This is a genomic window from Devosia sp. CN2-171 (genome assembly GCF_049354815.1).
Lineage (GTDB): Bacteria > Pseudomonadota > Alphaproteobacteria > Rhizobiales > Devosiaceae > Devosia_A.
Genome location: NZ_CP186479.1, coordinates 235,740 through 261,677, shown reverse-complemented (window position 1 = coordinate 261,677; position 25,938 = coordinate 235,740). Strand labels below are relative to the sequence as shown.

Sequence of the window (25,938 nt, the reverse complement as noted above, 5' to 3'; positions counted from 1 at the left end):
GCCCAATCCCTGCATGGGATAGCTTTATTCCGCCGGCGCCCCAACCACCGGGGTGACCGTGGTGCGGATCGTGACCTGCGTCAGCAGGAACGCCAGTACGGCACAGATCGCGAAGCCGAGCACCATGGGGACGGCGGTGCCGTCGTGGAAGGCCCCGACGATACCCATCACCACGGCGCCCAGAACCATCTGTAGCGTCCCCATCAGGGCCGAAGCAGTGCCCGCGAACTCGCCGTGCTCTTCCATCGCCAGCACACCGGTGGTCGGCAGAACGAGGCCGAGGAAGCCGAAGGCGACGAACATCAGGCCGCTGAGGATCCACATGCTGTCAATGCCGGCAAGGAAGATGCCAGCCAGCAGCGCCATCGAGATGGCGAACCCGGCGACCGCTACCCGCACCACGCGCTGCAGACCGAAGCGCTTCACCATGAAGCCGGTCGACTGCGACACTGCGAAGAACGAGATCGCGTTGACCGCAAAAGCGAGGCTGTATTCGGTCGGCGTAAGCCCATAATGCTCGATGAAGACGAAGCTCGAGTTGCCGATGAAGGCCATGAAGGCAGACATACCGAAGGCGCCGATAAAGGTCAGGCCCATGAAGCTCCAGTCCGTGAGCAGCGAGCCGTAGCCGCGAATGGCGCCGCCGATGCTCGACTCGGTCCGCATATGCTTCGGCCGCGTCTCCCTGAGCGCCACGATCGCGAGAATGAGCCCTAGCACGCCCACGGTGCCCATCACCCAGAACAGCAGCCGCCAGTCGCCGAAGGCGATAACGACGCTGCCCGCCAGCGGGGCGAGGATCGGCGAGACCGAGAACACCAGCATGATGAGGCTGAACAGCTGCGCCGCTTCCGCCCCGGTGTATTCGTCGCGCACGATGGCGCGCGGCAACGACATGGCCGCACAGCCGCCGATCCCCTGGACGAAGCGGGCGACGATCAGCCACTCGACCGAAGGCGCCACCGCGCAGCCGATCGAACCGGCAATGAACAGCGCAATGCCGAAATACAGCGGCGGCTTTCGCCCCACCATGTCGCTGATCGGACCGTAGATCAGCTGACCGACCGCGAATGCGGCCATGAAGGACATGAGGCTCAGCTGTACCGATGCAGTGCTGGCGCCGAGCTGTCCCCCGATTTCCGGCAAAGCCGGCAGATACATGTCGATGGCGACAGGGCCGATCACCGACAACAGGCCAAGCACGATGGCCATGCGGATGAGTTTTGCGTTCATAGCAGTGATTCCCGAACTGCAAGTATTTAACTGATAGGTAAAACTGACCGGCTTCCGCCTGCGTCAGTCGTCGGTCACAGGCCTGCCGCGCGCGTGTCACCCCCGCGCGTCCTAGAGCCTCCCATGACCGGTTTACCCGGCTTAGCTGCCGATTGTGCGACGCGAGCGTCTACAAATTTGGACACTCATGTCTAACACACTTTTGGACACTCTTGTCCAAATCGTCAAGTCGAATTATGTTGCCTGCCATGGAGATTGTCGCCGACCTCATTCGCAGCCCCGCTATGCAGCGGGGGAACTACAACAAGCGGTGCGCCATCATCGCAGCCGCGACCGCCGTATTCGTGCGGGATGGGTTCATGGGGGCCAGCATCGATGCGATCGCCGAGGAGGCGAGCGTTTCGCGGCAGACGATCTACAACCAGATCGGCGACAAGGAGAAGCTGTTCGCAGAAGTCGTGCGCGGCATCACCGAGGAAGGCAGCGTCCGCATGGTGGCGACGCTGGCGACCTTTCCCGATCATCCGGCAGATATCACCGAGGACCTCGTGGCCTTCGCCATGCGCCTCACCCGCAACTGCCTCTGCGACGGCAATTCGCGCGCCTTGCGCAAGCTGATCGAGAACGAAGGCGGCCGCTATCCCGAACTGTTCGAAACCTGGAAGGATTACGGTCCGGGCAGGAACTGGCCGGCCATCTCCGCGCGCTTCGCGCGGCTTGCGAGGTCCGGCGACATCGAAGCCGACGACCCCGATCTCGCCGCCCGCCAGTTCATGGCGCTGATCGGCGCCGACCTGCCCAACGAGCCCGGCTCGATGGTGGACGACGAGCAGCTCGAACGGGCGGCGCGCAATGGCGTCAAGACATTCCTGCGCGCTTACGGCAAGCGCAGCGCACCGGTGGCTCCCTAGCCGCGCCCGGTCAGACGACGAGGTAGCCCCGATACGCCACCAGGCGGCCGAACAGCGGCAGGCCGATATCTACCTCGAAGCGGTGGCGGCCGCCCTCGTCGATGCGCTCCTCAGCCTTGATCGTCGGCAGCAGGAAGCCCGGCAGCGGTACGCCCCATAGCCGGCCTGATACGCGCACCATGTCCAATCCGTCCCCGCGCGGCACAAGCTGCATCCGGATGGCGACGGCACCGAAGCGTTCCTCGATCAGCCCGTCTGGTGCCGCGCTCATCACCGACCGCATCGGGTGATCGGCAAAGAACCGCGTCCAGTGCTCTCGCCCGTCGCGGCTCTCGATCACCACCCGCAGCGGTTGGCGCCCCTCTGTCGCGGGCACCCCGATCAGCCGCGCCACCAGCCGGCCCACCGCATTGTCCGCCGGTGCAACGACCGCCTCGCCCTCGGCTATGATCGCAGGGCGACCTCGGTGGATCTGTCGGGTCGCCTCGGGCAGGCGATCGAACGCTTCGCCCATGACCCGGCGGTAGAGCGGCTTCTCGCCGCGAAACGCCATCTGCTTGGTCTCGATCGCCAGCCCGTCGAACCACGGCCGGATCTGTTCCAGCGTCAGCAGCCCCGCCGCCGATCGCGCGCCGCCTCGGATGCGATGGTCGATCAACAGTGCCCAGATCGTCGCAGCCGCCGGAACCACGGGAACGTACGGACCGTCGCCATCGGCGGCCTTGAGCGACCAGCGCACCACCCGCGTCTCGCCGCGAGCATCCTGCCCGGACGCCTCGATCAGCATGCCGCCCTCGCTCGTGCCGAAGCGATCCAGCCAGTTGGCGATCATCGTTCCAATACCGGAGAACGACTTGGCCGACTTCATCACCCCCCACTTCACCGGCAGGGCGGCGAGCCCGATCAGCCAGTTGAGGATCGGCAGCTCCATCCCGGCATCGAATCCGGCGCGCACTCGCGGCGCAAATCGCGCCGGGAGCAGGTCGAGGTCCGGCACATCGGCCAGCATGGCGCGCCGCCTCGGCAGCCCCTCGATCGTCACCCAGCGCGGATCGCCCCAGCCGCGGTGGTGCTCCCAGCCGGCCTCGCGAAACACACGCACCCGCTGCCCGACCCAGCTCAGGATCGCCTCGATCACCGAGCGCCCCTTCGGCGTCCGGTTGCCCGGCACGATCGCCACATCGATGCTGTCGACACTGAGCCAGGCGCTGGTCACCCCGTCGAGAACCGCGTGCGACAATGCCGGCGTCGAGCTGGCACCCGAAATGACGCTGATCCCCACCGCTCGCGCCGCACTATCGAACCGGTTGATCGCGGCGACGAACGCTCGGCTGTCGGCGATATCGACATAGTGGCAACGCGCACCGATCGCCGCCTCGATCAACTGGGTTCCGCTGGATTGAAACGGCCCAGAACAATCGACCACGACCTCGCAATCGATCTCCCTGAGCCGTTCGACGCCGATGCTGTCGCGATCGAGATGCACGAACGCGAACTCGGCCTGTTCGTCGATGACGCGCAACTCGCGCTGCAGCGCCGCCGCCCGGCTTTCGTTGCGCCCGCCGAGGCTGATGCGAAAAGCATGCCGTCGCGCCAGCAATCGCGCCAGACGCGAGCCGAACACGCCGCAGCCGCCCACGATCAGCACATGTGGGCGGCTCACGCGGTCACCTCGCGCAACACTGACGTTTCCAGTCCCAACGCCTTCAGCGGACTCAGCAATTGCCCCGAAACCATCGCCGCCAGCAGCCACGGCATCGGCGGCACCCGCGCGAGGCCGGAGACCAGCAAGTCGCGCACCAGCGGCAGCGCGGGGCTGTTCGATTGGTAGAACGGGGTCAGGGTCAACGACAGGAACTGATAGAGCCGCACGTGCCAGCGCCGCAGTTGGGCGTAGAGCTCCAGGGCGTCGGCAAGGCTCTCCGTACGATCGAGCGCGGCAGCGAGGGCCGCGGCATCAAGCAGCGCCATGTTGGCGCCCTGCCCCAGTTGCGGGCTGGTTGCGTGTGCACTGTCGCCGATGAAGGCGATACCATTGCCAACCGGCATGCGCAGGGTGTGGTGGGCATATCGGGCCAGCGTCAGATCGTCGAAGCTGCCGATCGCGTCGAGATGTGGCGCCGTCTCGGGCCAATGACCCCTGACCGTATCCTTCCAGCTCTCGATGCCCTGCTGCCTGAGCTCCCCAAACTGGTCCGGCCTGAGGCTCCAGAAGAACGCCGCAAGGTCCGGTCCGCCCTGGCGCTGCCGGCCGATCGGCAGCACGCCGATCATCACGCTGGCCCTGCGGTAGCGCTGCATTAGCGCGCGCCGGTCGAAGCCCTGATCAACCCACGGCACGGTGCCCCAGATCGCCCCATATGGCAGCTGCCGCACGGATGCGGGATGCGAAGTCGCGACCCGAAGCGGCGACCCGGCGCCAAGTGCGTCGACGACGAGGTCGAACGGCCCCTCGAGGCCCCGCGGCCCGCGCAGCCAGCTTGTCTCCTCACGCTCCATGGTCGCGACGGTAAATCCTGTGCGGATCGGCAGCTTCTCGGCCACTACCGCATCGTGCAGCACATGGAACAGCGCCGCGCGGTGCACCGCCAAGGCATGGCTACCGGCGCCCAGCGGCCGATAGCCGACATCGAGCACAACACGGCCGGAGCGGGCGTCCGTCCCCACCAGCCGGTCGACACGCGCCCCGAGGGCCGAGATGGCGCCGGATAGCCCAAGCGCGCCGAGCGCGGCGAGGCCGGTCGGCTGCAGCATCAGGCCAGATCCGACCGGCTGCGGCACCTCGAAGCGCTCGAACAGGCGCACGCGATGCCCCGCCCGGTGCAGGAACAGGGCTGCGGCAAGCCCGCCCGGACCGGCGCCGGCGATGGCAATGTCGAGTGATTTCGGCAGTCTTTGCGTCCCCGGCATCCCGAGAACGAACTAGATCACCACCTGCGTACCGATTTCAACCACACGACCGGTCGGAATGTGGAAGTACTCGGTGGCATCGGTGGCGTTTCGGGCCAGCGCGATGAAGATGCGATCGACGACTAACGGCATTCCACCCTTCGGCGATGGCTTCAGCGACCGGCGCGACAGGAAGAACGACGTGCTCATGATGTCGAACTTCCAGCCGAGCTTGCGGGCCAGCGCCAGGGCCTTTGGGATGTTCGGCGTTTCCATGTAACCGAAGGTCACGACCACCCGGTAGAACAGGTCGTTATAGGCATCGATAGTCACCTTCTCGTCGTCGGCGACACGAGGCGCCGAAGAGGTGACGACGGTCAGGATCACGTTGTGCTCGTGCAGCACCTTGTAGTGCTTGAGGCTGTGTAGCAGCGCCGTCGGCGCGCCCTCGATATCGGAGGTGAGGAACACCGCGGTGCCCGGCACGATAGCGGGCTTCTTCTTGCTGAGGTTTTCAACGAGGAACTGCAGCGGCACCTCGTCCCGCCGCGTCTTCTCGGCAAGCCGCGTCCGGCCGACGATCCAGATCGCAATGGTCGCCGCGATCGTCAGCGCCACCAGCACCGGCACCCAGCCGCCCTGGAAGAACTTGGCGGCGTTCGACGAGAAGAAGATGAGCTCGATGATCCCGATCGGCACTACCACGAGTGCGATCATCCACGGCTGCCAGCGCCAGATGCGGATCATCACGATCACCAGCAGCGCCACCGTCACCAGCATCTCGCCCGTCACCGCGATGCCATAGGCTGCGCCGAGATGGCTCGAACTGCCGAAGCCGAGCACCAGCAGCACCACCGCGATCATCAGCAGGCCGTTGACCAGCGGCATGTAGATTTGCCCGTGCTGGGTCGCCGAGGTGTGCAGCACCGTCATACGCGGCAGGATGTTGAGCGACACCGCCTGCCGGGTGAGCGAGAACGCACCGGTGATTACCGCCTGGCTGGCGATGACTGTCGCAGCTGTCGCGAGCAGCACCATCGGCACCTGCGACCAGTCGGGCAGCATCTGGTAGAATGGGTTTTCCACCGCCTCGCCGTGTTCGAGCACGTAGGCCGCCTGGCCGAAATAGTTGAGCAGCAGGCACGGGAACACCAGCGCGAACCAGGCAATGATGATCGGCCGCCGGCCGAAATGACCGAGGTCGGCATAAAGCGCCTCGGCGCCGGTCACCGCGAGGAACACCGCGCCGAACGTTGCCGCCGCGATGCCGGTGTGGGTACCGATGAAATTGACGCCGTAGAGTGGATTAAGCGCGGCGAGGACGGCCGGGTCCTCGACAATTCGCATCAGCCCGAAGCCACCCATGGCGAGGAACCAGATCACCGTGATAGGCCCGAACACCGCTGCGACGCCACTAGTGCCAAACCGTTGGACCGCGAACAACCCGATGATCACGACGATGGTCGCCGGGATGATGAACTGGTCGAGATTGGGCGCGACGACGCGCACGCCCTCGATGGCGGAAAGCACCGAGATCGCCGGCGTGATCATGGCGTCGCCGTAGAACAGGGCCGCTCCGACTACACCCAGGGTCAGCACCCACGTCGGCCGGCTCTTGAAGCTCGCCTGCGCCAGCGCCATCAGCGACAGCGTACCGCCCTCGCCCTTGTTGTCGGCCCTCAGCACGATGCCGATGTATTTGCCGGTGACGAGGATGATCAGCGTCCACACGATCAGCGACAGGATGCCGAGTACGGTGGCGCTATCGACGCCCCCGCCGGCGCCGCCCGACACATGCATGGCTTCACGGAACGCGTAGAGCGGGCTGGTGCCGATATCGCCGTACACCACACCGATTGCCCCCATGACAAGGACCGGCAGGCCTCTGTTCAGTTCGTCGTTTTCGGGAAGGACGGCGCCGGCCTGGGCGGAAGTATTATTCACGGGGGCCATAAAGAGCTCCGGTTACGGGCGGGCGCTGTCTACACCTATCAGCGCCCACACTCAACTCGAAGCCCTTTTACCCCTTGCATGCCTGCCCCGGACGAATCGAAAGGGCGGCGCCATGGGAAGCGCCGCCCTGCCGGGGTGCGAAAGGAGGAGAACCCCGGGAACTCTACCGAGTCGCTTACGCGGCCTTGGTCGCGGCGGCGGCCGCATCGGCCTCGCGGGCGGTCTTGGTGGCGTTGGTCCACCAGACCAGGTTGTCGAGCAGCTCCGGCACGAAGAAGTCGAAATTGCCCTTGGTGTCGTCCCAGCTCTTCTGGCCCATCATGATGGGGATGAAGTCCGAGCCGCCGATGTGGACGGCGTGACGGACCGGAACGGCCTGCAGCTCGACCATGATGTTGCGCAGGTGCTCGACCGCACGGGCGCCGCCCACCGAACCGTAACCGACGAAGGCCACGGCCTTCTTGATGAACGGCTTGTAGGCCCAGTCGATGGCGTTCTTCAGCGCGCCGGTGATCGAGCGGTTGTACTCGGCGGTGACGATGATGTAGCCGTCGAACTCATTGAGCTTGGCTTGCCACTTGGCGGCGACCTCGTTCGGGGTCGGCATCCAGAAGTCCGACGCAGCGGCGTCGAACAGCGGGAGCGGATAGTCCTTCAGGTCTACGATCTCGACGTCGACGTCGCCACGGGCGGCTGCGTGATCTGCGATCCACTTGGCCGGCTTGTCGCCGAAACGGGTGGGACGGATCGAGCTGATAATCACGCCAATCTTGGGTTTGGTCATTCTGCTGCACTCCAGTATCAAAATGTGACTAGCTGCAGATAAGTGACCAAGGTGTCCCGCTACAAGCAGGCACCCGGAGGCAACGGGGGCACATCCGGCTACCCCGGTGACAGACCTGTAACCCAGGTTACGTCGGTGTTAGCAAAGCTCGGACCGGCACCTTGAGCTGCTTCCGGGCGATAGCGCCCTCTCGGCCGCTCCGAATTGCACAGAAGCGCCGGATGCAGCGTTCGCTATCAATGAACGGTGATAAGCCCGGCGCGTCAGCGCAGGCCGAACGAATAGGTCCAGGCAAGGGCCTTCAGCCCGGAATCATCGAGTTCGGGGTGCCTGGGCTGCAGTTGCTCGATGGCCCGCTCGGTGAGGCTCTTTCTGGAGCGCTTCTCGAGCCCATCGACGGGCTGCTGAAGCTCCTCGAGGAGAGCCAGGATGCGCTGCTTGAGCTCGGCGCCATCGGCCTCGCCGAAGCGCTGTGTCAGGTGCGGGGTCTTGGCGCGCGGAAAAGGCGACGTGCCGAAGCCCGTGTAAAGCACCAGTGCCTCGTTGATCGGATCGCTCATCGCCTGTTCGTAAGCCAACGCTTTCAAACCCATATGCAACCCGCCCTTTGTCTGGAAGGCCTCACCTTGGTCCATCCACGGTTGAAGCGGAATAATCGCCGTCGACGGTAGTTAAACGGCTTTTGCAGGTGACCCACGCGTTGACCGTTAACGACTTGCGGGAGATGCGGAGGACGGTGGCCACGGCTTCCGCCGCTGCGCGCAGCGCACCCTTCCGACCTGCGCTAGTTCGCTGCGCTCACAAGCTTCGGGTTGCCTCCCCCGTTAAGGGGGAGGTGGGTATCGAGTTTGTGGCACAATGCAACTAGAGCCACCGGCCGGCACCTCCCGCTTGACGGGGGAGGTTGGGAGTGTGTGTGGGGGGGGCACGAAGTTGGCCAGGAGCAAAGAGCTGTGCTCACATGCGCCAACTACCGGCAACCCGCCCCTAGTTGAACCAGAACGCATAGCCCCAGAGCGCATCGCCGAACACGCGATTGGCTTCGGCGAAGGAGTCGGCGCTGGCGATCGGGCCGTCCTTGAGGAACGGCAGCGCGTCGTGACCGGTGATCAGCATGACGAAATCGGTACGCGTGGCGTTCTCGAAATAGGCCTTGAGGTCGAAGCCCTTTTGGAAGCGCCAGTGCGGGATCAGCAGTTCGCCGTCGAGCACCTGCTCGGTGGTGTCGAGCGTGGCGCGCCAGGCGGCGACGGTTTCATCGGTCACCGGCGCATCCTGCATCAGGGGCGTCTGGCGCGGATTGGGCACCAGTTCGCGATTGTCGTCGGTCTCGGCGAGGATCGCCTGCCAGTTGCGGCGGGATAGCGCGAGGATCTCGTGCAGGCGCGCCAGCACGCCTTTGAGCCGCTGCGGCTCGACCACCGGGAAGTTGAGCGTGTGGATCGCCGCCAGTGCGTCGGCGATGGCGTTGTCGGACTCCGGATCGAGCATCAGCGTCGAAGTCGAATGGGTGAAATTCTGCATCGGCAGCCCGGCGCGCGGAAACAGCCGGTGGAACGACGCCTCGACCAGCTCGTGGAAATCGTGGGCCAGCAGGAAATCGGCCTGCGCCGCGACGACCTGGCTGTAGCCGGCGAGCCAGATCGCATCGGCTCGGTCGAAGCCGATGGTCGTATCGGGCGGCGTGGAACCCATCTCGGCGCCGAACATCCCCACCAGCACGCCGCCGACACTCTCGTTGTCGCTGGCCGTTCCGTCGCCGTCCACATCGATGCGGATCTTCAAGATGTCGACGGGGACGACGTAGTCGCCAGACTCGCCGGCCGAGAGCAGCGCCGCTTTGGCAGCATCCATATCGGTGACCAGTGTGCCGAGCAGATCGCGAAGCTTGTCGTAGGTCAGTGGCTCGGGGCTGGGATTGACCGGCACGGGCATCGCCATGGCCGGCCCCATCGGTCCTACATCCGGTGAGGCGAAGCCGTGTCGAAAGAGCCCCTGCGCGAAATGCTCGATGGCGGTCACGAAGCCGATGAGCCCGATGCCGAACCGACCCTCCTGGTCATTGCGTTCGTCGAGGGGGCGCAGTGCCTCCACGCCGGTTTTGAGCGTACCGGCATAGAGGTGCTCGCGGGCGAGATCGCCGCCCTCCCCGGCCAGCGCGGGCATTGTGATAAGTGCGATGACTGCGGCAAGTAGCGGTTTCAACATCGGCACGTTCCTCCAACGACGGCGCTACTTGGCGGCCATCTCAAGCCACTGGTCCTCGTCGACCACCAGGATGCCCAGCGCCTGCGCATCCTTGAGTTTGGAACCGGCGCCTGGCCCCGCGACGAGAATATCGGTGTTCTTGCTCACCGACCCCGCCACCTTGGCGCCGAGCCGCTCGGCCATGGCCTTGGCCTCGCCGCGCGTCAGCTTTTCAAGCGAGCCGGTGAACACCACGGTCTTACCGGCCACCTCGCTGGTGGCCGAAACGGTGACGACATAGTCCTTGGGCTTCACCTGCTCGAGCAGGCTGTCGAGCACGGCGACATTGCGCTCGTTCTCGAAGAAATCGCGCAGCGCTTCCCAGACCGTGTCGCCGAGGCCGTTGACCGACGGGAACACTTCGTGGAGCTCGCCGCCGGCCGCAGCCGCCTCGAGGCCCCTCTCGCGCAGCGCGGCCATGCTGGAAAAGGTCTTGGCCAGCACCGCTCCGGTGGTCTCCCCGATATGGCGGATGCCGAGCGCGAAGATGAACCGGTCGAGCTCGGGCTCGCGCCGGGCGTCGATGGCGGCGAATAGCTTGTCGAGCCCCTCGAAGCTCCGCTCCTCGACCGAGCGTGTCGCCTTGCGCGTCTTGCCCGATGCCGCCTCGCGCTGGCGCGACTGCTCCTCGCGCCGCGCCGCGAAGGCGGCCTGCACCTCGGTGCGGCGGTCGCGTAGCGTGAAGATGTCGGCGGCTGTCTTGACGAGGCCGGAGTTGAACAGCAGCTCGATATTCTCCTGCCCCAACCCTTCGATATCCATCGCGCCGCGCGAGACAAAATGCTTGAGCTGCTCGACCGCCTGCGCGGCGCAAATCAGCTCGCCGGTGCAGCGGCGGCGCGAATCTTCCTTGCCGGTCTTCTCGTTGATCTCGCGCGTCGCCGGCGAGCCGCAGACCGGGCAGACATGCGGAAACTGATAGGGGACGGCGTCGGCCGGGCGTTTTTCCAGCACGACGCGCACGATTTGCGGGATCACGTCCCCGGCCCGCTGGATCACCACCGTATCGCCGATGCGCACGTCGATCGGTTCGTCGCCGCGGATCGGCAGCCCGTTGCTGTCGATGCCGGCGATATAGTCCTCGTTGTGGAGCGTCACGTTCTCCACCACGACGCCGCCGACGCCGACCGGCGCCAGCCGCGCCACCGGTGCCAACGTGCCGGTGCGGCCGACTTGGATGTCGATGGCACGCACCGTAGTGAAGGCCTGTTCGGCCGGGAACTTGTGCGCCACGGCCCAGCGCGGCTCGCCGCTAGAAAAGCCCCAGCGCCGCTGCAATTCGAGATTGTCGAGCTTGTAGACGACGCCGTCGATGTCGTAGCCGAGCGAGGAGCGCAGTTCCTCGATCTTCTTGTATTGCGCGATCAGTTCGTCCGCTGAGCTGGCGCGCACCATCAGCGGGCTGATGGCAAAACCCCACTCGCCGAATTTCTGCACAGCCTCATATTGCGTCGGCGCCGGATCGGCAGTGGTCGCGCCCCAGGCGTAGGCGAAGAACTTGAGGTTCCGGCTGGCGGTGACGGACGGATCCTTCTGGCGCAGCGAACCTGCGGCTGTGTTGCGCGGGTTGACGTATTCCTGCCCGCCGACCGCTGCCGAGCGCGCCTTCAGCGCCTCGAACTCGGCCATGGTCATATAGACCTCGCCGCGAATCTCGATACTCGCCGGCCAGCCGGAGCCCCAGAGCTTGTGCGGGATGTCCGAGATGGTCCTGAGATTGGCGGTGATGTCTTCGCCCACCGTGCCATCGCCGCGCGTCGCGCCCTGTACGAAGACGCCGTTCTCATAGCGCAGCGAGGCCGAGAGGCCATCGATCTTGGGCTCGGCGGTGAAGGCGAGCTTCAGGTCCTTGTCGCGCTCGAAGAAGCGGCGGCCCCGCTCGATGAAATCGGCCACATCCTCGTCGCTATAGGCCTTGGCGAGGCTGAGCATAGGCACCGCATGGCGCACCTTGTTGAAGCCTTCGACGGGCGCACCCGCGACTTTGTCGGAGAGGCTGTCATCGCGCTTCAACGCCGGAAATGCGATCTCGAACGCCTGGTAGCGGCGCTTCATCGCGTCGTATTCGGCGTCGGTGATATCGGGCGCATCCTGCTCGAAATAGGCGCGATCGGCTGCGCTCAGAAGCCCATGCAGCCGGTCGATCTCCGCCCTCGCCTCACGTTCCGAGAAGCTCTCGATCTCCCGTTCGTCGCCGCTCACGATACCTCCGAAATCAGTTTACCCGCCGCTGCACGCGCCTCGTCCGTCACCTTGGCGCCGGCGAGCATGCGGGCAACTTCCTCCTGCCGCGCCTTGCCGTCGAGACGGCGCACATGCGTCCGCACGAACGCACCTTCCTCGATTGCCTGCTTCTCGATCAAGAGGTGGCTTTGCGCTCGTGCCGCAACCTGCGGAGCATGGGTGACGGTGAGCACCTGCACCTTGCCGGCGAGCCGGCCGAGCCGCCGCCCGATCGCATCGGCAACTGCGCCACCGACGCCGGTGTCGATTTCATCGAAGATCAGCACGGGGGCCGAACCACGGTCGGCCAGCACTACCTTCAGCGCCAGCATGAAGCGGCTGAGTTCGCCGCCCGACGCAACCTTGAGGATCGGGCCGGCCTGCGTGCCGGGATTGGTCTGCACATGGAAGGCGATCTGGTCGTAGCCGGAACCGGCGACGCGTGCCTCATCCACCTGGCGATCGACGATGAACTTGGCAGAGCCGAGCTTCAGGTCCGGCAGCTCGGCCCCGACAGCTTTCTCGAGGGCCGTAGCGGCCGCCTCGCGCGCCTTGCTCAGTGCGGCCGCAGCGGCCGAGTAGGCGGCGCGCGCGGCGACTGCGGCACTCTCGAGCGCTTTGAGCGATTCCTCGCCGCTCTGCAGCATCTCGAGGTCCTTCGCGTACCTGGCGAGGATGTCGCCCAGCCCATCGACAGTGGTCTGGTGCTTGCGGGCTGCGGCGCGAAGGGCGAAGAGCCGCTCCTCGACCTTTTCGAGATCGGCCGGGTCGAAGGCCATGTCGCGCTTCAGTCCCTCGAGCGCGTCGGAGGTGGCATCGAGCGACACCAGTGCCGTATCGAGCGCCTCGACGATCGGCTGGAACACGGCAGCGCCGGCATCGGCCTTGCGCATCAACCGCCGCATCAGGCCGGCGAGCACGGGGCCGGGAGCCATCGGACCGTTAAGGATTTCATCGGCATCGCGGACTTCCTCCGCCGCCTTCTCGAGCGTCATCAGGCGCTGCCGGCGCTCGGCCAGCACCTCCTCCTCGCCCGCTTCGAGGTGGAGCTCGCCCAGTTCCTCGACCACATGCCGCGCGTAGTCCTCGCGCGCCTGAGCCTCGGCGATGATCGAGCGCTGCCCGGCCACAGCCGCCTCGGCCTCGACCAGCGCGTCGTGCGTGCTCCACACCGCGCCGGCAAGCGACTCGTGCCCACCGAAAGCATCGAGCGCCGCGCGGTGCGTGGCGGCGTCGACCAGTGCCCGATCATCGTGCTGGCCGTGGATTTCGACGATCAGCCGGCCCACTGCCTGTAACAGGCCCGCCGATACCGGCTGGTCGTTGATGAAGGCGCGCGTCCGGCCGTCGGAAAACTGCACGCGGCGGAGGATGATGTCCTCGTCGTCGGCAATGGCGTTCTCGCGCAGGGCCTCGCGCGCCGGGTGCGTACGCGGCAGCTGCAGCACCGCCACCACCTGCCCGCTTTCGGCGCCCGTGCGCACCAGCGATGCGTCGCCACGGCCGCCCAGCGCCAGCGTGAGCGCGTCGAGCAGGATGGATTTGCCCGCGCCGGTCTCGCCGGTGAGCGCCGTCAGGCCCTCTTCCAGCGTCAGGTCGAGCTGATCGATAAGGACGATGTTGCGGACCGAAAGCGCGTTGAGCATTCGGGATGGCCCCTCTTCTCGACCGGCCGGAAGGGCCGAACAATCTCGCGCGCAGAAAATACCACACAAGAACAAACAGGCAACGGATTTGTTGCCTGCTGTGCTTTAGTAAACAGAGATTCCCGCTTTCGCGGGAATGACATTGCGGCGGAGCGCTTAGCCCTGCTTGAGCTCAGCCAGCTTGCTGCCTTCGTTCAACTGCGGGCTGATGCCCTGCTTGGCGAGCAGGTCAAAGGCCTGCTTGTACCAGCTGGACTGCGGATAGTTGTGCCCCAGCACCGCCGCAGCAGTCTGTGCCTCGGAAATGAGGCCGAGCGCCAGGTTCGCCTCGGCGAGGCGATAGAGCGCCTCTTCGATGTGAGTCGAAGTCTGGAACTGCGTCGCCACCACGGTGAAGCGGTTGATGGCGGCCGGGTAATTGCCGTTGCCGAGATAGTAGCGGCCGACGGACATTTCCTTGCCCGCGAGCTGATCGACCGCGATCACCATCTTGTCCTTGGCGTCCTTGGCGTACTCGCTCTCGGGGTAGTTCGAGACGATGAGGCTATAGGTGTCGATCGCGTCCCGGCTGATCTGCTGGTCGCGCGTGATGTCCTTGATCTGCCCGAAGTAGGCGTTGCCCTTGAGATACATGACGTAGGGCACTTCCTTGGACGACGGGTAAAGCGCCAGGTACCGGTCGGCCGCGAGAATCGCTTCCTCAAACTTGCCGATGCGGTAGTTGGCGTAGGTCTCCATCAGCTTGGCCTTCTCGTTGAATTCCGAGAACGGGTGCTGGCGCTCGAGCTTTTCGAGGGTGGCGACAGCAGTCACGTAGCGCTGCTTGTCCATCTCGCCGAGCGCCTGCTGATACAGGGTGTCGGGCGGGATGATCTCTTCTTCCTTGAGCTTGGGCTGGCCGAACAGGTTACAGCCGGCGAGCATCACAACGACGGCGCCCAGCGCGACGAAGCGCGCCAACCGGACCGAAAAACCTGCATGCTGAGAGATCGTCACGACCTGCCCCATCCCTTATCGCCCAACCAATTACTCGGCTGGCGGCCTACTGACAAAAAAGATCAAAACTGTGGCCGGCTTAGCCGACCGAGCGCAGGTAGGACCTTACGTTGAGCCCCTCGGGCACGTCATCGAGTGCATCGAAGGCCGCCGGCAGCTGGTCGGCGGTGACAATCTCGTAATTCGCCTCGCTGGCGAACAGCCCGTGGAGAACCAAGGCGTTGAGCGCGTGGCCACCCTTGTACGACCGGAATCGGCCATAGATCGGAAGGCCACAGAGGGCCAGGTCGCCGACGGCGTCGAGCAGCTTGTGGCGGACGAACTCGTCCTCGTAGCGCAGGCCGCCCGGATTGAGGATCCGATCCTCGTGGACCGTGATCGAATTCTCCATCGAGGAGCCGAGCGCATAACCGGCCTGGCGCAGAATCTTGGCATCGCGCACGAAACCGAAGGTGCGGGCGCGGGAGACGTCCTCGTAATACTTGCGCGGCGTCCAGTCGAAGATCATCCGCTGACGGCCGATGACGCGGCTGTCGAAATCGATCTCGAGGTCAAGCATGCGGCCGTTATACGGCTCGAGCGCCGCCGAGGCTTCGTTATTGCGCACCAGCACCTGGCGCATGATCTTGATGTACCGGCGCGGCGCCGGCTGCACGACGAGGCCAACAGCCACGATAGCGTCGGAGAACGGCGAAGCGCTGCCATCCAGAATGGGGCATTCGGCGCCGGTCAGTACGAGGTGAGCGTTGTCGACGCCCATGCCGGAAAGCGCTGAAATCACATGCTCGACGGTCGCAACGGAGACGCTGTCGCCCAGGTCGATCGTGGTGCAGAGCGTCGTACGAGTAACGCGCGAGAAATGCACGGGAACCGGGCCAACCCGGCGCCCGTCATCGAGCAGACGGGTGATGGTGTAACCACTGTCGGGCGCAGCAGGCTCGAGGGTCAGGGTAACGGGGGCGCCGGAATGAACTCCGAACCCGCTGAATTCGAGCGCATCGGCCAAAGTCCGCTGCCGCGCCGAAAGTTTCTGCATGCTTTATAGACTCCAGCCCCGTAAGCCGCCCGGTGCAGTCATAGACAATAAAATCCCGGCGCGGAAGCCGCGCCGGGGGTGTGGAAAGTAACGGATCGCCGCGGCTCTTAGCCGTGCTTACGCAGGAATGCGGGGATCTCGATATGCTCTTTCTGGGCCGGCTGCGGCTGGGCCCGACCGTACTGATCGGAGTTGCCACGGGCGCCGTCGGTACCGGCCGAAACCCGCGCATTCCGGGCGCCTCCAGCTTCGATCGCGCTACGGGCAGCAGCGTCATCGGCGCTCGGCTCGACCGCAGGCTCGGCCCGAACAGGCTCATTCGACTTTAGGTTTAGGCCCACATTCGAGGCGAGACGCTTGAACAGCGCACGTGCATTCCGGGGCTCGGCCTCGTGCTTTTCTTGGCCCGTGAGTGACTGCCTTGCAACAGCAGGGAACTCCTCGGTCCGCGGCATGCGGCGCTGGCCATCCGGACGCTCGGCGCTGGAGGGCACATAAGCACTCGGGATCGGCGCATCGATGAGTCGCGGCGGCTCTTCCAGCTGCGTGTGAGTCGCATGCGGAATGTAGGGCTCCACGGTGATGCCGTCGTCTTCCTGGTAGTCGGTGTAAGCCGGCTCCGGATGCGAAATGGCCTCGGCCACCGCTTCCTGCATGTGCGCCTCGAACTCGGGCTCAGACTCTTGCTGGGTAATCTGCGGCTGACGCTCCGGCATCGCCTGGCGCATCACGGCGGCCTGCAGCGGCACGCGCGCCGGATTGGCCTTCATCGGCTCCAGCGCCTGGACCATCGTGGCATCGGTACCGGTCGCGACGACCGAGACACGGATCGTGCCGGTCATGTCCGGATCGAATGTGGCGCCGAGGATGATGTTGGCATCCGAGTCGACTTCCTCGCGGATGCGGCTGGCCGCCTCGTCGACTTCGTAGAGGGTCAGGTCCGGACCGCCGGTGATCGAGATCAGCAGACCGCGGGCACCCTGCATCGACACATCGTCGAGCAGCGGGTTGGCAATGGCAGCCTCGGCGGCGTGACGCGCACGATCCTCGCCGGATGCCTCGCCCGTACCCATCATCGCCTTGCCCATGCCGCGCATCACGGCGCGCACGTCGGCGAAATCGAGGTTGATCAGGCCTTCCTTGACCATCAGGTCGGTGATGCAGGCAACGCCTGAGTAGAGCACCTGGTCGGCCATCTTGAAGGCGTCCGCAAAGGTCGTCTTCTCGTTGGCAACGCGGAACAGGTTCTGGTTCGGGATGACAATCAGCGTATCGACATGCCGATGCAGCTCGTCGATGCCGTCTTCGGCGAGACGCGAGCGGCGGTTGCCTTCGAATTGGAACGGCTTGGTGACGACGCCGACGGTCAGGATGCCCTGCTCGCGGGCCGCGCGTGCCACGACGGGCGCTGCACCGGTACCGGTACCGCCACCCATGCCGGCGGTGATGAACACCATGTGCGCGCCGGAGAGGTGATCGTTGATCTCGTCGTAGCTCTCTTCAGCCGCCGCACGGCCAACTTCCGGGTGCGAACCGGCGCCGAGGCCTTCGGTGACCGAAACACCGAGCTGAATGATCCGCTGCGCGCTCGAGAGCGCCAGGGCCTGCGCGTCGGTATTGGCGCAGACGAAGTCCACCCCGCTGAGACCGGACGCGATCATGTTGTTGACTGCGTTGCCGCCCGCTCCGCCCACACCGAAAACGGTGATGCGCGGCTTCAATTCTTGAATGTCCGGGATGGTGAGGTTGATCGTCATCGATGGCCCCATGAGGTGCGTGTGGGACCAGTATTAGTCGCCAATTCGTTAACCAGACCCTAACAATGCACCCAAATCCGTTAACGTGATGGCAATTTGCAAGCGCTCGTAAAGGCTTGGTTACGTTACGTTAAGCATGAGGATGAGGGCAGTTTTGCGCCGCCCTGCCCGGATGACCTGCGACTCGCACCGACCAAGCAACCAGCCACCGTCATCCCCGGGCTCCCAGCCGGACTCACGCCGAACTCGATGCGAGCCGCACTACGCATGGGTCCCCGGGTCAAGCCCGGGGATGACGGCGAGCAGCGGCTAGTCCGGTAGCGCTGCGCGAGTGAACTTCCGGCTAGAAGCTGGTGCGAAGCCAGTTGCCGACTCGGGCGAAGTAGCCGTCAGTGCCGGTGAGACGGACCGAGCGATGCGGCTCGACATATTCGCCGCCGCAGATCTGCGGATAGATCAGCATGCCGGCGACGGTCGCGAAGGCCGGGCCCTTGGCCATGTCGGGCAAGCCCGAGATACCCATCGGGCGGCCGTTGCGGACGTTGCGGGCGAGCACGCGCCGCGCCACTTCCGGCAGGCCGGTCAGCTCGCTGGCGCCGCCCGTCAGCACGAACCGGCGGCCACAGACATCCATCATGCCGGTGGCCTGCATGCGGTCCTTGATCGCGGTGAGGACTTCCTCGACGCGCGGCCGGATGATGCGGGTGATGTGCGAGCGCGGAATCTGCCCCGGCGCCTCGTCGCGCGTGGCGCCGACCGGGGTGATCGAGATCATCTCGCGCTCATCGGCCTGGCCGGGCAGCACTGAGCCGAACATCGTCTTCAGCCGCTCGGCGTCGGCAATGCCGACCGAAAGCGAACGGGCGATATCGAGCGTCAGGTGGTGTCCGCCGATGGCGATGGCATCGGTATAGACCAGGTGGCCGTCGGCGAAGACGGAAACCGTGGTCGTCGCGCCCCCGAAGTCGATGCAGGCGACACCAAGCGAGCTTTCATCATCGACGAGCGTCGAGAGGCCCGAGGCATACGGCGTCGCCATCAGCGACTCGATCTGCAGGTGGCAGCGGTGCAGCACCAGCTCGATATTGCGCATGGCGAGCGTCTCGGCCGAGACCACCGCCACATCGATGGAAAGCTTCTCGCCCACCATGTTCTTGGGATCCTTGATCCCGCGCTGGCCATCGAGGGCGTAGCCGATCGGCAGCGCATGGATGATCGAGCGCTCCGGGCGCACCGAGCGCTCGTTGACCGCGCGCAGCACGCGCTGGATGTCGGCGCGCTCCACTTCCTGACCGCCGAGGTTCACGCCGGCGGAGAAGGTCTCGGAACCAAGCCGTCCAGCCGTCACGTTGACGATGACGGATTCAACCGTGAGCCCCGCGGCGCGCTCGGCGATGCCGACCACGGTACGGACGGCCTGCTCGGCCTTGTCGAGATCTGTGATGACCCCTGATTTGATGCCCGAGGACGGGCCATAGCCGAAGCCGATGACTTCGACATTGTGGGTGCGGCCTTTGAGCGACTTGCCCTCGGGACGCGGCACGAGGCGGGCGATGACGCAGCAGATCTTGGTCGAGCCGATATCGAGGACAGTCACCAGCGAGGTGCGCCCCGGCTGCACCGGCTTGAGCCGCGCGGTCATGGCATCGGTCATCATGGTCTACTGGTTCCGTGTTACAGGCGCGACAGGGACGGGAGCGCTGGCAGCAGCCGGCGCCGCCGAGCTTTCGGCCTTCTTCTCGGCCGCGGTCTCGTATTCCGACGAGCCCTTGACCTGATGCTTGCTCTTCTTCTTGCCTTCGGCGATCTGGGCCGCAGCGATCTCGCCGGGCTTCAGCGTGACGATACCCTGGACCCGCAGGTCGACCAGCGTCACATCGCGCTCGAGCAGCTGGTAGTCGGCCTGGTACATCTCGAGCCGGTCCAGCGCCTGGGCGACGCCGCTCTCCGGCAACTGCACGCGCAGGCCATTGCGATAGATCAGGTCCCAGCGGCGATCGCCGATCCGGCTCAGCGCCGCGATATCCGTCTTGAGGCCTTCGTGACGATCGAGGATGCGGACCATGACGACGGCATCGTCCGCCGCGCCCTCGCCGATTACCAGCGGAAGGTCGGTGTAGGACGCGATGTCGGTGCCGATCTTCTTGCCGGCGTCGTCGATCAGCCAAGTGGTGTCGCCGACGCGCCAGCGCGCTATCGGCACTTTCTCGACGATCGAGACGATGACCTTGTTCGGGTAGACTTTGCGGACGGTCGCCGACTTCACGGCGCGCAGCCACTCGAGCCGCGCCTGGGCTTTCTGGGCGTCGAAGGTGAGCGTTGAATTGCCGGTGCCGACTGTCAGCAGCGTGATGATGTCGCGATCGGCCGTCAGCGTCTGGCCAGTGATCTCGATGCCGTCGATGCCGAAGCCGACCTCGGCGAACTCGCCCTGCACGAAGCGAAAGGCCGTGACACCGGCCGAGCCGATCAGATCCTTGCCCTGAAAGAGGCCGACGATAACGAGCAGCGCGAGGATCGCACCAGCGATACGGACGATCAGCTGCTTATGCAGGACCCACAGGTGCGTCGCGCGAACGACGGCAGTGCGGCTACCGGGGATGACGACGGGAAACTGGCGAGGATCGACAGGCTGGGCGTTGGCGAAACTCTTGGCCCCTACCTGTTGCAACTCGCATCCTCCACCATCCAGGAAACCAGCTCCTCGAAGCTGTGACCTGCATGGCGGGCCTGCTCGGGAACCAGTGACGTCTCGGTCATGCCCGGCTGGGTGTTGATTTCGAGACAGACGAGTTCACCGTCCGGCCCTGCCTGATCGTTGTAGCGGAAGTCGCTCCGCGTCACGCCCCGGCACCCAAGCGCAGCATGCGCCTTAAGGGCCATCTTCTGCACTTTGTCGTAAATTTTCGGTTGAATTTCAGCAGGTATGACGTGACGTGATCCGCCGATGGCGTATTTCGCCTCGTAATTGTAGAAGGCGAGGTCGGTGACGATCTCGGTCACGCCGAGCGCCACGTCCCCCATCACGGCGCAGGTCAGCTCCCGGCCCGGGATGTAGCGTTCGACCATCACCTCCTCGCCCGAGTTCCAGTCCTCGCGCAGCAGTTCCTGCGGCGGGTGCGACTGGTCGGCCTTGACGATAAAGATGCCGAAGCTCGAGCCATCGGCTATCGGCTTCACCACATAGGGCGGCGGCATGATATGGGCTCGGGCCACTTCGGCGCGGTTGGCAATCGTGTGGTCGGTGACCGGAACGCCGGCCGCCTTGAACATGATCTTGGCCTGGTGCTTGTTCATCGCCAGCGCCGAAGCGAGTACGCCCGAATGGGTGTAGGGGATGCGCAGAAACTCGAGCACGCCCTGGATCGTCCCGTCTTCACCGTAGGGGCCATGCAGCGCGTTGAAGGCGACCTCGGGATTCAGCTCGCGCAGCTTCTCGGCGATGTCGTAGCCGACATCGACCTCGGTCACGTTGTAGCCGGCGTTGCGCAAGGCGCGCGAACACTCGGCGCCGGACTTGAGCGAGACGGGACGCTCATTGGCGACCCCGCCCATGAGTACGGCGACGTGTTTGGTCATCAGACGGCTCCGGTGAACGGCTGGCCGTCCATGAATTCCTTGACCTCGCGGCCGGGAAGGAAGTGGCCCATGCGGCGGACTTCCCATTTGAGCTCGATGCCGTGCTTGTCGCGGACCTTCTGGCGGATGGACTCGCCGACGGTCTCGACCTCGAAGGCGTCGGCATCGCCCATATTGATGAGGAAGTTCGAATGCATCTCGCTCATCTGGGCCCGGCCGAAGGTGAAGCCGCGGCCGCCGGCCTCGTCGATCACCTTCCAGCTCGAATGGCCTTCGGGATTCTTGAAGGTCGAACCGGCGGTCTTGGCGCGGGTCGGCTGCGAACTCTCGCGCCGCTCGGTGACGGTGCGCATCTCGGTGAGGATCTTCTCGGGATCGCCGGCAAAGCCCTGGTACGTGCCGGAGACGAACACGGCGCCGCGCGGGCCGTTCGACTTGCGATAGAGGTAGCCCATCTGCTCGTTGGTGAGCGTGATGATCTCGCCCTGGCGGGTCACGGCGCGCAACTCGACCATGCGGTTGCGCGTCTCGGTGCCGTAGCACCCTGCATTCATGTAGAGCGCCCCGCCGATGCCGCCGGGAATGCCGCGGTAGAACCAAAGCCCATCGATCCCGGCTTCGGCCGTGGCCGTGGCGACCTTCACGTCCGGCACGGCGGCGCCGGCGCGGACGCGGTGGCCGTCGAGAATGGCGATCTCGCCAAAGCCCTTTGCAGGCAGGCGGATCACGACGCCATCGAGGCCGCCATCGCGTATCAGGAGGTTAGAGCCGAGCCCGATCACAGTGACGCGGATATGCGCGGGCAGATACTTGAGGAAGAAGGCAAGGTCATCCTCGTCGACCGGGCGGAAGAACAGCTGGGCCGGTCCGCCTACCCGCAGCGTCGTCATTTCGGCGAGCGGCTGGTTCGGGACGAGCTGGCCGCGCACCTCGGAAATCCACGGCTGCAGCGTCGGGATCAGGTCGGGCCACTGAGGGACATGCGCGTTCATGGCTGGTCGACCTCCTTGCCCAGCAGCGCGCCGAGTTCGCCCGGCAGCGCGGCGGCCCATTGGGTGATGTTACCGGCACCGAGCATGACGACGTAGTCGCCCTCTGCGGCGCGGCTGGCGATCAGCGGCGCCAGCGCTTCCGGCCGGTCAATAACCCGCGCGTCGCGATGACCGCGGGCCCGGATGCGGCTGACCAGCTCCTCATGCGTCACGCCATCGATCGGCGTCTCGCCCGCGGCATAGATCGGGGCGACGATGACCGTGTCGGCATCGTTGAAGCAGGTGGCGAACTCGTTGAAGAGATCGTGCACGCGGGTGTAGCGGTGCGGCTGCACCACGGCGATAACGTCGCGGCGGGTCGACTGCCGGGCCGCCTTGAGCACGGCCGAAATCTCCACCGGATGGTGCCCGTAGTCGTCGATGACGGTGATGCCGGCGACCGACCCCGTCTTGGTAAAGCGCCGCTTGACGCCCGAGAAGCTCTTGAGACCCTTCCGGATCGCTTCGGCCGGCACCTTCAGCTGGTCAGCGACCGCGATGGCCGCCGTGGCGTTGAGCGCATTGTGCTCGCCAGGCATGGGCAGTTCGAGCCCGTCGATGCGCAGGTGCGTCATGCGGATGCGGTCGCGGATCTCGACCGAGAAATGCTGGATGCCGTCGCGGTTCTCCAGATCGACGAGGCGCACATCAGCCTGCGGGTTGCGGCCGTAGGTGATGACGCGACGATCGCGGATCTGGCCGACTAGCGCCTGCACTTCGGGATGATCGAGGCACATGACGGCAAAGCCATAGAACGGCACGTTCTCGACGAAGTTGATGAAGGCCTGCTTCACCTTCTCGAAGTCGCCGTAGTAGTCGAGATGCTCGGGGTCGACATTGGTGACGATGGCGACGTCGGCCGGCAGCTTCACGAAGGTGCCGTCGGACTCATCGGCCTCGACCACCATCCATTCGCCGTCCCCGAGGCGGGCGTTGGTGCCGTAGGCATTGATGATGCCGCCGTTGATGACGGTCGGGTCGTAGTTCGCCGCATCGAGCAGCGTCGCCACCAGCGTCGTGGTCGTCGTCTTGCCGTGCGTGCCACCGATGGCGATGGCGTTCTTGAACCGCATGATCTCGGCGAGCATTTCGGCACGACGCACCACCGGCAGACCGCGCGAACGGGCGGCAGCCAGTTCCGGGTTGCCTTTCTTGATCGCGGACGAGATGACGACGACGGCCGCATCCTTGAGATTGTCGGCCGATTGCCCGATGGCGACCTCGATGCCCATGGCGCGCAGGCGCTGCACATTGGGGTTCTCGGAGCTGTCGGAACCACGGACCTTGTAGCCCTGGTTGTGCAGGATTTCGGCGATGCCGCTCATGCCGATGCCGCCGATGCCGACGAAATGCACCGGGCCGATATTGCGCGGCATCTTCATGAGGCTTTTCCCTTCTGGGCGAGACGTTCCGCAACGTCCGCGAGTTTGACGACAGCGTCCGGCTGTCCGAGTGATTTTGCGGCCGCTGCCGCCTTCTGCAATTCCGCCGGATCACTCAGAAGTGAGGCCAGTCGAGTGCCAAGTGATTGGGGCGTAAGCGTGGCCTGCTCAGCGATCCAGCCGCCACCGGCAGCCTCCATCACCAGCGCATTGTTCTTCTGGTCGGCATCGATCGCACCGGGTAACGGCACAAGGATGGCCGGCCGGCCGATGGCCGTGAGTTCCGCGATGGTAGAAGCGCCCGAGCGCGAGACGATCAGGTTCGAGGCGGCCATGCGCTCTGGCAGGTCGTCGAAGAACGCCGCCAGCTCTACGTTGACCTTGGCCTGCCGGTAGATCTCGGCGACGCGATCGAGGTCCTCGGGCCGGCACTGCTGGGTGATCAGCAGGCGCGAGCGCAGTTCGGCCGGCAGTTCGGCGATGGCCGGTGGCACGAGATCGGCAAAGACCCGTGCGCCCTGGCTGCCGCCGAAGACCAGCATGCGGACGAAACCGCCGTCGAGCGCCGGATACGGCACGCGCGCCACGCCACGGGCCCTATCGCGAATCGGGTTGCCGACGACTTCGTTCTTGCCGGCAAACACCTCGGCCTTGGCGGTCTTGGCAAAGCTCAGCGCGATCACCTCGGCCATCCTGCCGAGCGCCCGGTTGGCCCGCCCCATCACGGCATTCTGCTCATGCAGGATACCGGGGATGCCGCGGAGGTTGGCCGCGACAAAGGGTGGGAACACCGGATAGCCGCCGAAGCCGACGACGGCGTCCGGCTTGATGCTGCCGAGCTTGCCCCAGGCGACGCCGATGCCCAAGACGATCTTGATGCCGGCAAGGACGAACTTGAGCGGGTTGCTCACCGACGGCGTCGCCGACGGCACGATATGGGTCGCGCTGGCCGGGAACTTGTCGCCATAGGCGGCAACGCGGTGGTCCGTCATGAGTTGGATGTCATGGCCCCGCCGCCGCAATTCCTGCGCCAGCGCCATGGCCGGGAAGAGATGGCCTCCCGTGCCGCCTGCCATAAGGACGAATCTGCTCATTCGGCGGGGGATAGCACCCCGCTACGATAGACGGGAAGCCCGGTCGCGAGGCGCTCCTCCGGCTTCTTGCGGGTAAAGGCCAGCATCAACCCCATGGCGAAGGCGATGGCGAACATCGACGTACCACCATAGGAGACGAACGGCAGCGTCATGCCCTTGGGCGGAATGAGGCTCAGGTTCACCGCCAGGTTGATGGCGCATTGCAGTCCGAACTGGATGGCCAGCGTCGAAGCCGCGAGACGAGAAAACAGGCTCGACTGCTGCTGCGCGCCGATCAGCGCCTTGATCACGATGAAGGCGATCAACGCAACGAGGCAGAGGCAGAAGAGGATGCCGAACTCACCCGCCGCAGCCGAAAACACATAGTCGGCATGAGCGTCAGGGATCAGCTTGTTGGCAAGCGATTCACCCGGACCGCGCCCGAACCAGCCGCCCTCGAGCAGCGAGCTCAGCGCCTTGTCGATCTGGTAGGTGTTGCCACCTTCGGGGTTGATAAAGCTGTCGATGCGCTTGGCGAAGTGCGGGAAGAACATGTAGGCGCCGAACAACAGCGCCACCGCGACACCACCCAGCGCGATGATCACCAGCCACGAGATGCCGGAGAGGAATAGCAGCGCGCCCCAGGTGGCCAGCACCAGTGCCGTCTGCCCGATATCAGGCTGCAGCAGCAGGCCGGCGACGATCACTAGCATGATGCCGGTGGCGATGATCCGCGCCGGAATGCCGGGCCGCTTCATGCTCTCGGAGAACAGCCAAGCACCGATGATGGCATAGGCCGGCTTTACGAACTCGGATGGCTGCACCGTGTTGCCGGCAATCGAGATCCAGCGCTTGGCGCCCTTTACCTCGACACCGAACCGCAAGGTCAGCCACAGCATGACAATGGAGACGACAAGCACCGCAAGCGCCGCGATACGGGCGGGACGCTGAGCAAGGAACGAGGTCGCCAACATCACCGGCAAGGCCAGCGCCGCGAACATGGCCTGACGCACGATGAAGTGCCAAGGGCCGAGCCCGAGACGTTCTGCCACCGGGGGGCTCGCCGCGAAACTCAGCAGGATACCGACCAGCAGCAGCAGGATGAGGGCGCCGAGAAGCGACTTGTCGATCGTCCACCACCACTCGGCAATGGGGGTCTTCCGCTCGCGTGAAAACATGCAATCGACGCCGCCCTACT

20 protein-coding genes are annotated in these 25,938 nt (G+C 65.2%); 1 reads left to right on the top strand and 19 read right to left on the bottom strand.

What is annotated here, in order from left to right; all coding sequences use genetic code 11:
* Positions 1-24: 24 nt before the first annotated feature.
* Positions 25-1,233, bottom strand: coding sequence for a multidrug effflux MFS transporter (locus ACOYW5_RS01280; RefSeq protein ID WP_423067464.1), 1,209 nt, complete (start codon positions 1,231-1,233; stop codon positions 25-27).
* Positions 1,234-1,481: 248 nt separating this feature from the next.
* Here ACOYW5_RS01280 and ACOYW5_RS01275 point away from each other — a divergent pair, with 248 nt between their 5' ends.
* Positions 1,482-2,144: a TetR/AcrR family transcriptional regulator gene (locus ACOYW5_RS01275; protein ID WP_423067463.1), complete on the top strand. Its 663-nt coding sequence runs from the start codon at positions 1,482-1,484 to the stop codon at positions 2,142-2,144.
* A 10-nt stretch (positions 2,145-2,154) separates the two neighbouring features.
* Here ACOYW5_RS01275 and ACOYW5_RS01270 read toward each other — a convergent pair whose 3' ends face one another.
* From ACOYW5_RS01270 to ACOYW5_RS01185, 18 genes are all read right to left on the bottom strand, one after another.
* Complete coding sequence (locus ACOYW5_RS01270) at positions 2,155-3,807, bottom strand: DUF4166 domain-containing protein (RefSeq protein WP_423067462.1); 1,653 nt, start codon at positions 3,805-3,807, stop codon at positions 2,155-2,157.
* Positions 3,804-5,054 carry an FAD-dependent oxidoreductase gene (locus ACOYW5_RS01265; protein WP_423067461.1) on the bottom strand — a complete coding sequence of 417 codons (1,251 nt, stop codon included), beginning with the start codon at positions 5,052-5,054 and terminating at the stop codon, positions 3,804-3,806. Before ACOYW5_RS01265 ends, ACOYW5_RS01270 begins: the two co-directional genes overlap by 4 nt.
* Positions 5,055-5,066: 12 nt before the next feature.
* Positions 5,067-6,986 carry a potassium transporter Kup gene (locus tag ACOYW5_RS01260; protein ID WP_423067460.1) on the bottom strand — a complete coding sequence of 640 codons (1,920 nt, stop codon included), beginning with the start codon at positions 6,984-6,986 and terminating at the stop codon, positions 5,067-5,069.
* Positions 6,987-7,161: 175 nt separating this feature from the next.
* Positions 7,162-7,770 carry an NADPH-dependent FMN reductase gene (locus tag ACOYW5_RS01255; protein ID WP_423067459.1) on the bottom strand — a complete coding sequence of 203 codons (609 nt, stop codon included), beginning with the start codon at positions 7,768-7,770 and terminating at the stop codon, positions 7,162-7,164.
* A 263-nt stretch (positions 7,771-8,033) separates the two neighbouring features.
* Positions 8,034-8,330 (bottom strand): hypothetical protein, encoded by a 297-nt coding sequence (locus tag ACOYW5_RS01250; RefSeq protein ID WP_423067458.1) that lies wholly within the window; start codon positions 8,328-8,330, stop codon positions 8,034-8,036.
* 427 nt (positions 8,331-8,757) lie between these two features.
* Positions 8,758-9,936 (bottom strand): hypothetical protein, encoded by a 1,179-nt coding sequence (locus ACOYW5_RS01245; protein WP_423067457.1) that lies wholly within the window; start codon positions 9,934-9,936, stop codon positions 8,758-8,760.
* A gap of 66 nt (positions 9,937-10,002) precedes the next feature.
* Positions 10,003-12,219, bottom strand: a complete 2,217-nt coding sequence (gene ligA / locus ACOYW5_RS01240) for an NAD-dependent DNA ligase LigA (protein WP_423067456.1) — start codon at positions 12,217-12,219, stop codon at positions 10,003-10,005.
* On the bottom strand, positions 12,216-13,886 hold the full coding sequence (gene recN / locus ACOYW5_RS01235; RefSeq protein WP_423067455.1) for a DNA repair protein RecN: 1,671 nt from the start codon (positions 13,884-13,886) through the stop codon (positions 12,216-12,218). The genes ligA and recN overlap by 4 nt, the downstream gene beginning before the upstream one ends.
* Before the next feature lie 156 nt (positions 13,887-14,042).
* Positions 14,043-14,882, bottom strand: coding sequence for an outer membrane protein assembly factor BamD (locus ACOYW5_RS01230; protein ID WP_423067454.1), 840 nt, complete (start codon positions 14,880-14,882; stop codon positions 14,043-14,045).
* Between the two features lie 79 nt (positions 14,883-14,961).
* Complete coding sequence (gene lpxC, locus ACOYW5_RS01225; protein ID WP_423067453.1) at positions 14,962-15,918, bottom strand: UDP-3-O-acyl-N-acetylglucosamine deacetylase; 957 nt, start codon at positions 15,916-15,918, stop codon at positions 14,962-14,964.
* 107 nt (positions 15,919-16,025) lie between these two features.
* Positions 16,026-17,675, bottom strand: a complete 1,650-nt coding sequence (ftsZ, locus tag ACOYW5_RS01220) for a cell division protein FtsZ (RefSeq protein WP_423067452.1) — start codon at positions 17,673-17,675, stop codon at positions 16,026-16,028.
* Positions 17,676-18,018: 343 nt separating this feature from the next.
* Positions 18,019-19,332 carry a cell division protein FtsA gene (gene ftsA, locus ACOYW5_RS01215; protein WP_423067451.1) on the bottom strand — a complete coding sequence of 438 codons (1,314 nt, stop codon included), beginning with the start codon at positions 19,330-19,332 and terminating at the stop codon, positions 18,019-18,021.
* Between the two features lie 3 nt (positions 19,333-19,335).
* Positions 19,336-20,346: a cell division protein FtsQ/DivIB gene (locus tag ACOYW5_RS01210; RefSeq protein ID WP_423067450.1), complete on the bottom strand. Its 1,011-nt coding sequence runs from the start codon at positions 20,344-20,346 to the stop codon at positions 19,336-19,338.
* Positions 20,334-21,254 carry a D-alanine--D-alanine ligase gene (locus ACOYW5_RS01205; protein WP_423067449.1) on the bottom strand — a complete coding sequence of 307 codons (921 nt, stop codon included), beginning with the start codon at positions 21,252-21,254 and terminating at the stop codon, positions 20,334-20,336. The genes ACOYW5_RS01210 and ACOYW5_RS01205 overlap by 13 nt, the downstream gene beginning before the upstream one ends.
* The gene (gene murB / locus ACOYW5_RS01200; RefSeq protein WP_423067448.1) at positions 21,254-22,246 is read right to left on the bottom strand and encodes a UDP-N-acetylmuramate dehydrogenase; all 993 of its coding nucleotides are present in this window, start codon (positions 22,244-22,246) and stop codon (positions 21,254-21,256) included. The genes ACOYW5_RS01205 and murB overlap by 1 nt, the downstream gene beginning before the upstream one ends.
* The gene (gene murC, locus ACOYW5_RS01195; RefSeq protein WP_423067447.1) at positions 22,243-23,667 is read right to left on the bottom strand and encodes a UDP-N-acetylmuramate--L-alanine ligase; all 1,425 of its coding nucleotides are present in this window, start codon (positions 23,665-23,667) and stop codon (positions 22,243-22,245) included. The genes murB and murC overlap by 4 nt, the downstream gene beginning before the upstream one ends.
* Positions 23,664-24,761, bottom strand: a complete 1,098-nt coding sequence (gene murG, locus ACOYW5_RS01190; RefSeq protein WP_423067446.1) for an undecaprenyldiphospho-muramoylpentapeptide beta-N-acetylglucosaminyltransferase — start codon at positions 24,759-24,761, stop codon at positions 23,664-23,666. The genes murC and murG overlap by 4 nt, the downstream gene beginning before the upstream one ends.
* Positions 24,758-25,918 (bottom strand): FtsW/RodA/SpoVE family cell cycle protein, encoded by a 1,161-nt coding sequence (locus tag ACOYW5_RS01185; RefSeq protein ID WP_423067445.1) that lies wholly within the window; start codon positions 25,916-25,918, stop codon positions 24,758-24,760. The genes murG and ACOYW5_RS01185 overlap by 4 nt, the downstream gene beginning before the upstream one ends.
* Positions 25,919-25,938: the final 20 nt, after the last annotated feature.

Coding starts and splice junctions, on each gene's coding strand:
- ACOYW5_RS01280 (WP_423067464.1), bottom strand. CDS start 1,233: ATGAACGCAAAACTCATCCGCATGGCCATCGTGCTTGGCCTGTTGTCG.
- ACOYW5_RS01275 (WP_423067463.1), top strand. CDS start 1,482: ATGGAGATTGTCGCCGACCTCATTCGCAGCCCCGCTATGCAGCGGGGG.
- ACOYW5_RS01265 (WP_423067461.1), bottom strand. CDS start 5,054: ATGCCGGGGACGCAAAGACTGCCGAAATCACTCGACATTGCCATCGCC.
- ACOYW5_RS01260 (WP_423067460.1), bottom strand. CDS start 6,986: ATGGCCCCCGTGAATAATACTTCCGCCCAGGCCGGCGCCGTCCTTCCC.
- ACOYW5_RS01255 (WP_423067459.1), bottom strand. CDS start 7,770: ATGACCAAACCCAAGATTGGCGTGATTATCAGCTCGATCCGTCCCACC.
- ACOYW5_RS01250 (WP_423067458.1), bottom strand. CDS start 8,330: ATGAGCGATCCGATCAACGAGGCACTGGTGCTTTACACGGGCTTCGGC.
- ACOYW5_RS01245 (WP_423067457.1), bottom strand. CDS start 9,936: ATGCCCGCGCTGGCCGGGGAGGGCGGCGATCTCGCCCGCGAGCACCTC.
- recN (WP_423067455.1), bottom strand. CDS start 13,886: ATGCTCAACGCGCTTTCGGTCCGCAACATCGTCCTTATCGATCAGCTC.
- lpxC (WP_423067453.1), bottom strand. CDS start 15,918: ATGCAGAAACTTTCGGCGCGGCAGCGGACTTTGGCCGATGCGCTCGAA.
- ftsZ (WP_423067452.1), bottom strand. CDS start 17,675: ATGACGATCAACCTCACCATCCCGGACATTCAAGAATTGAAGCCGCGC.
- ftsA (WP_423067451.1), bottom strand. CDS start 19,332: ATGATGACCGATGCCATGACCGCGCGGCTCAAGCCGGTGCAGCCGGGG.
- ACOYW5_RS01205 (WP_423067449.1), bottom strand. CDS start 21,254: ATGACCAAACACGTCGCCGTACTCATGGGCGGGGTCGCCAATGAGCGT.
- murB (WP_423067448.1), bottom strand. CDS start 22,246: ATGAACGCGCATGTCCCTCAGTGGCCCGACCTGATCCCGACGCTGCAG.
- murC (WP_423067447.1), bottom strand. CDS start 23,667: ATGAAGATGCCGCGCAATATCGGCCCGGTGCATTTCGTCGGCATCGGC.
- murG (WP_423067446.1), bottom strand. CDS start 24,761: ATGAGCAGATTCGTCCTTATGGCAGGCGGCACGGGAGGCCATCTCTTC.
- ACOYW5_RS01185 (WP_423067445.1), bottom strand. CDS start 25,918: ATGTTTTCACGCGAGCGGAAGACCCCCATTGCCGAGTGGTGGTGGACG.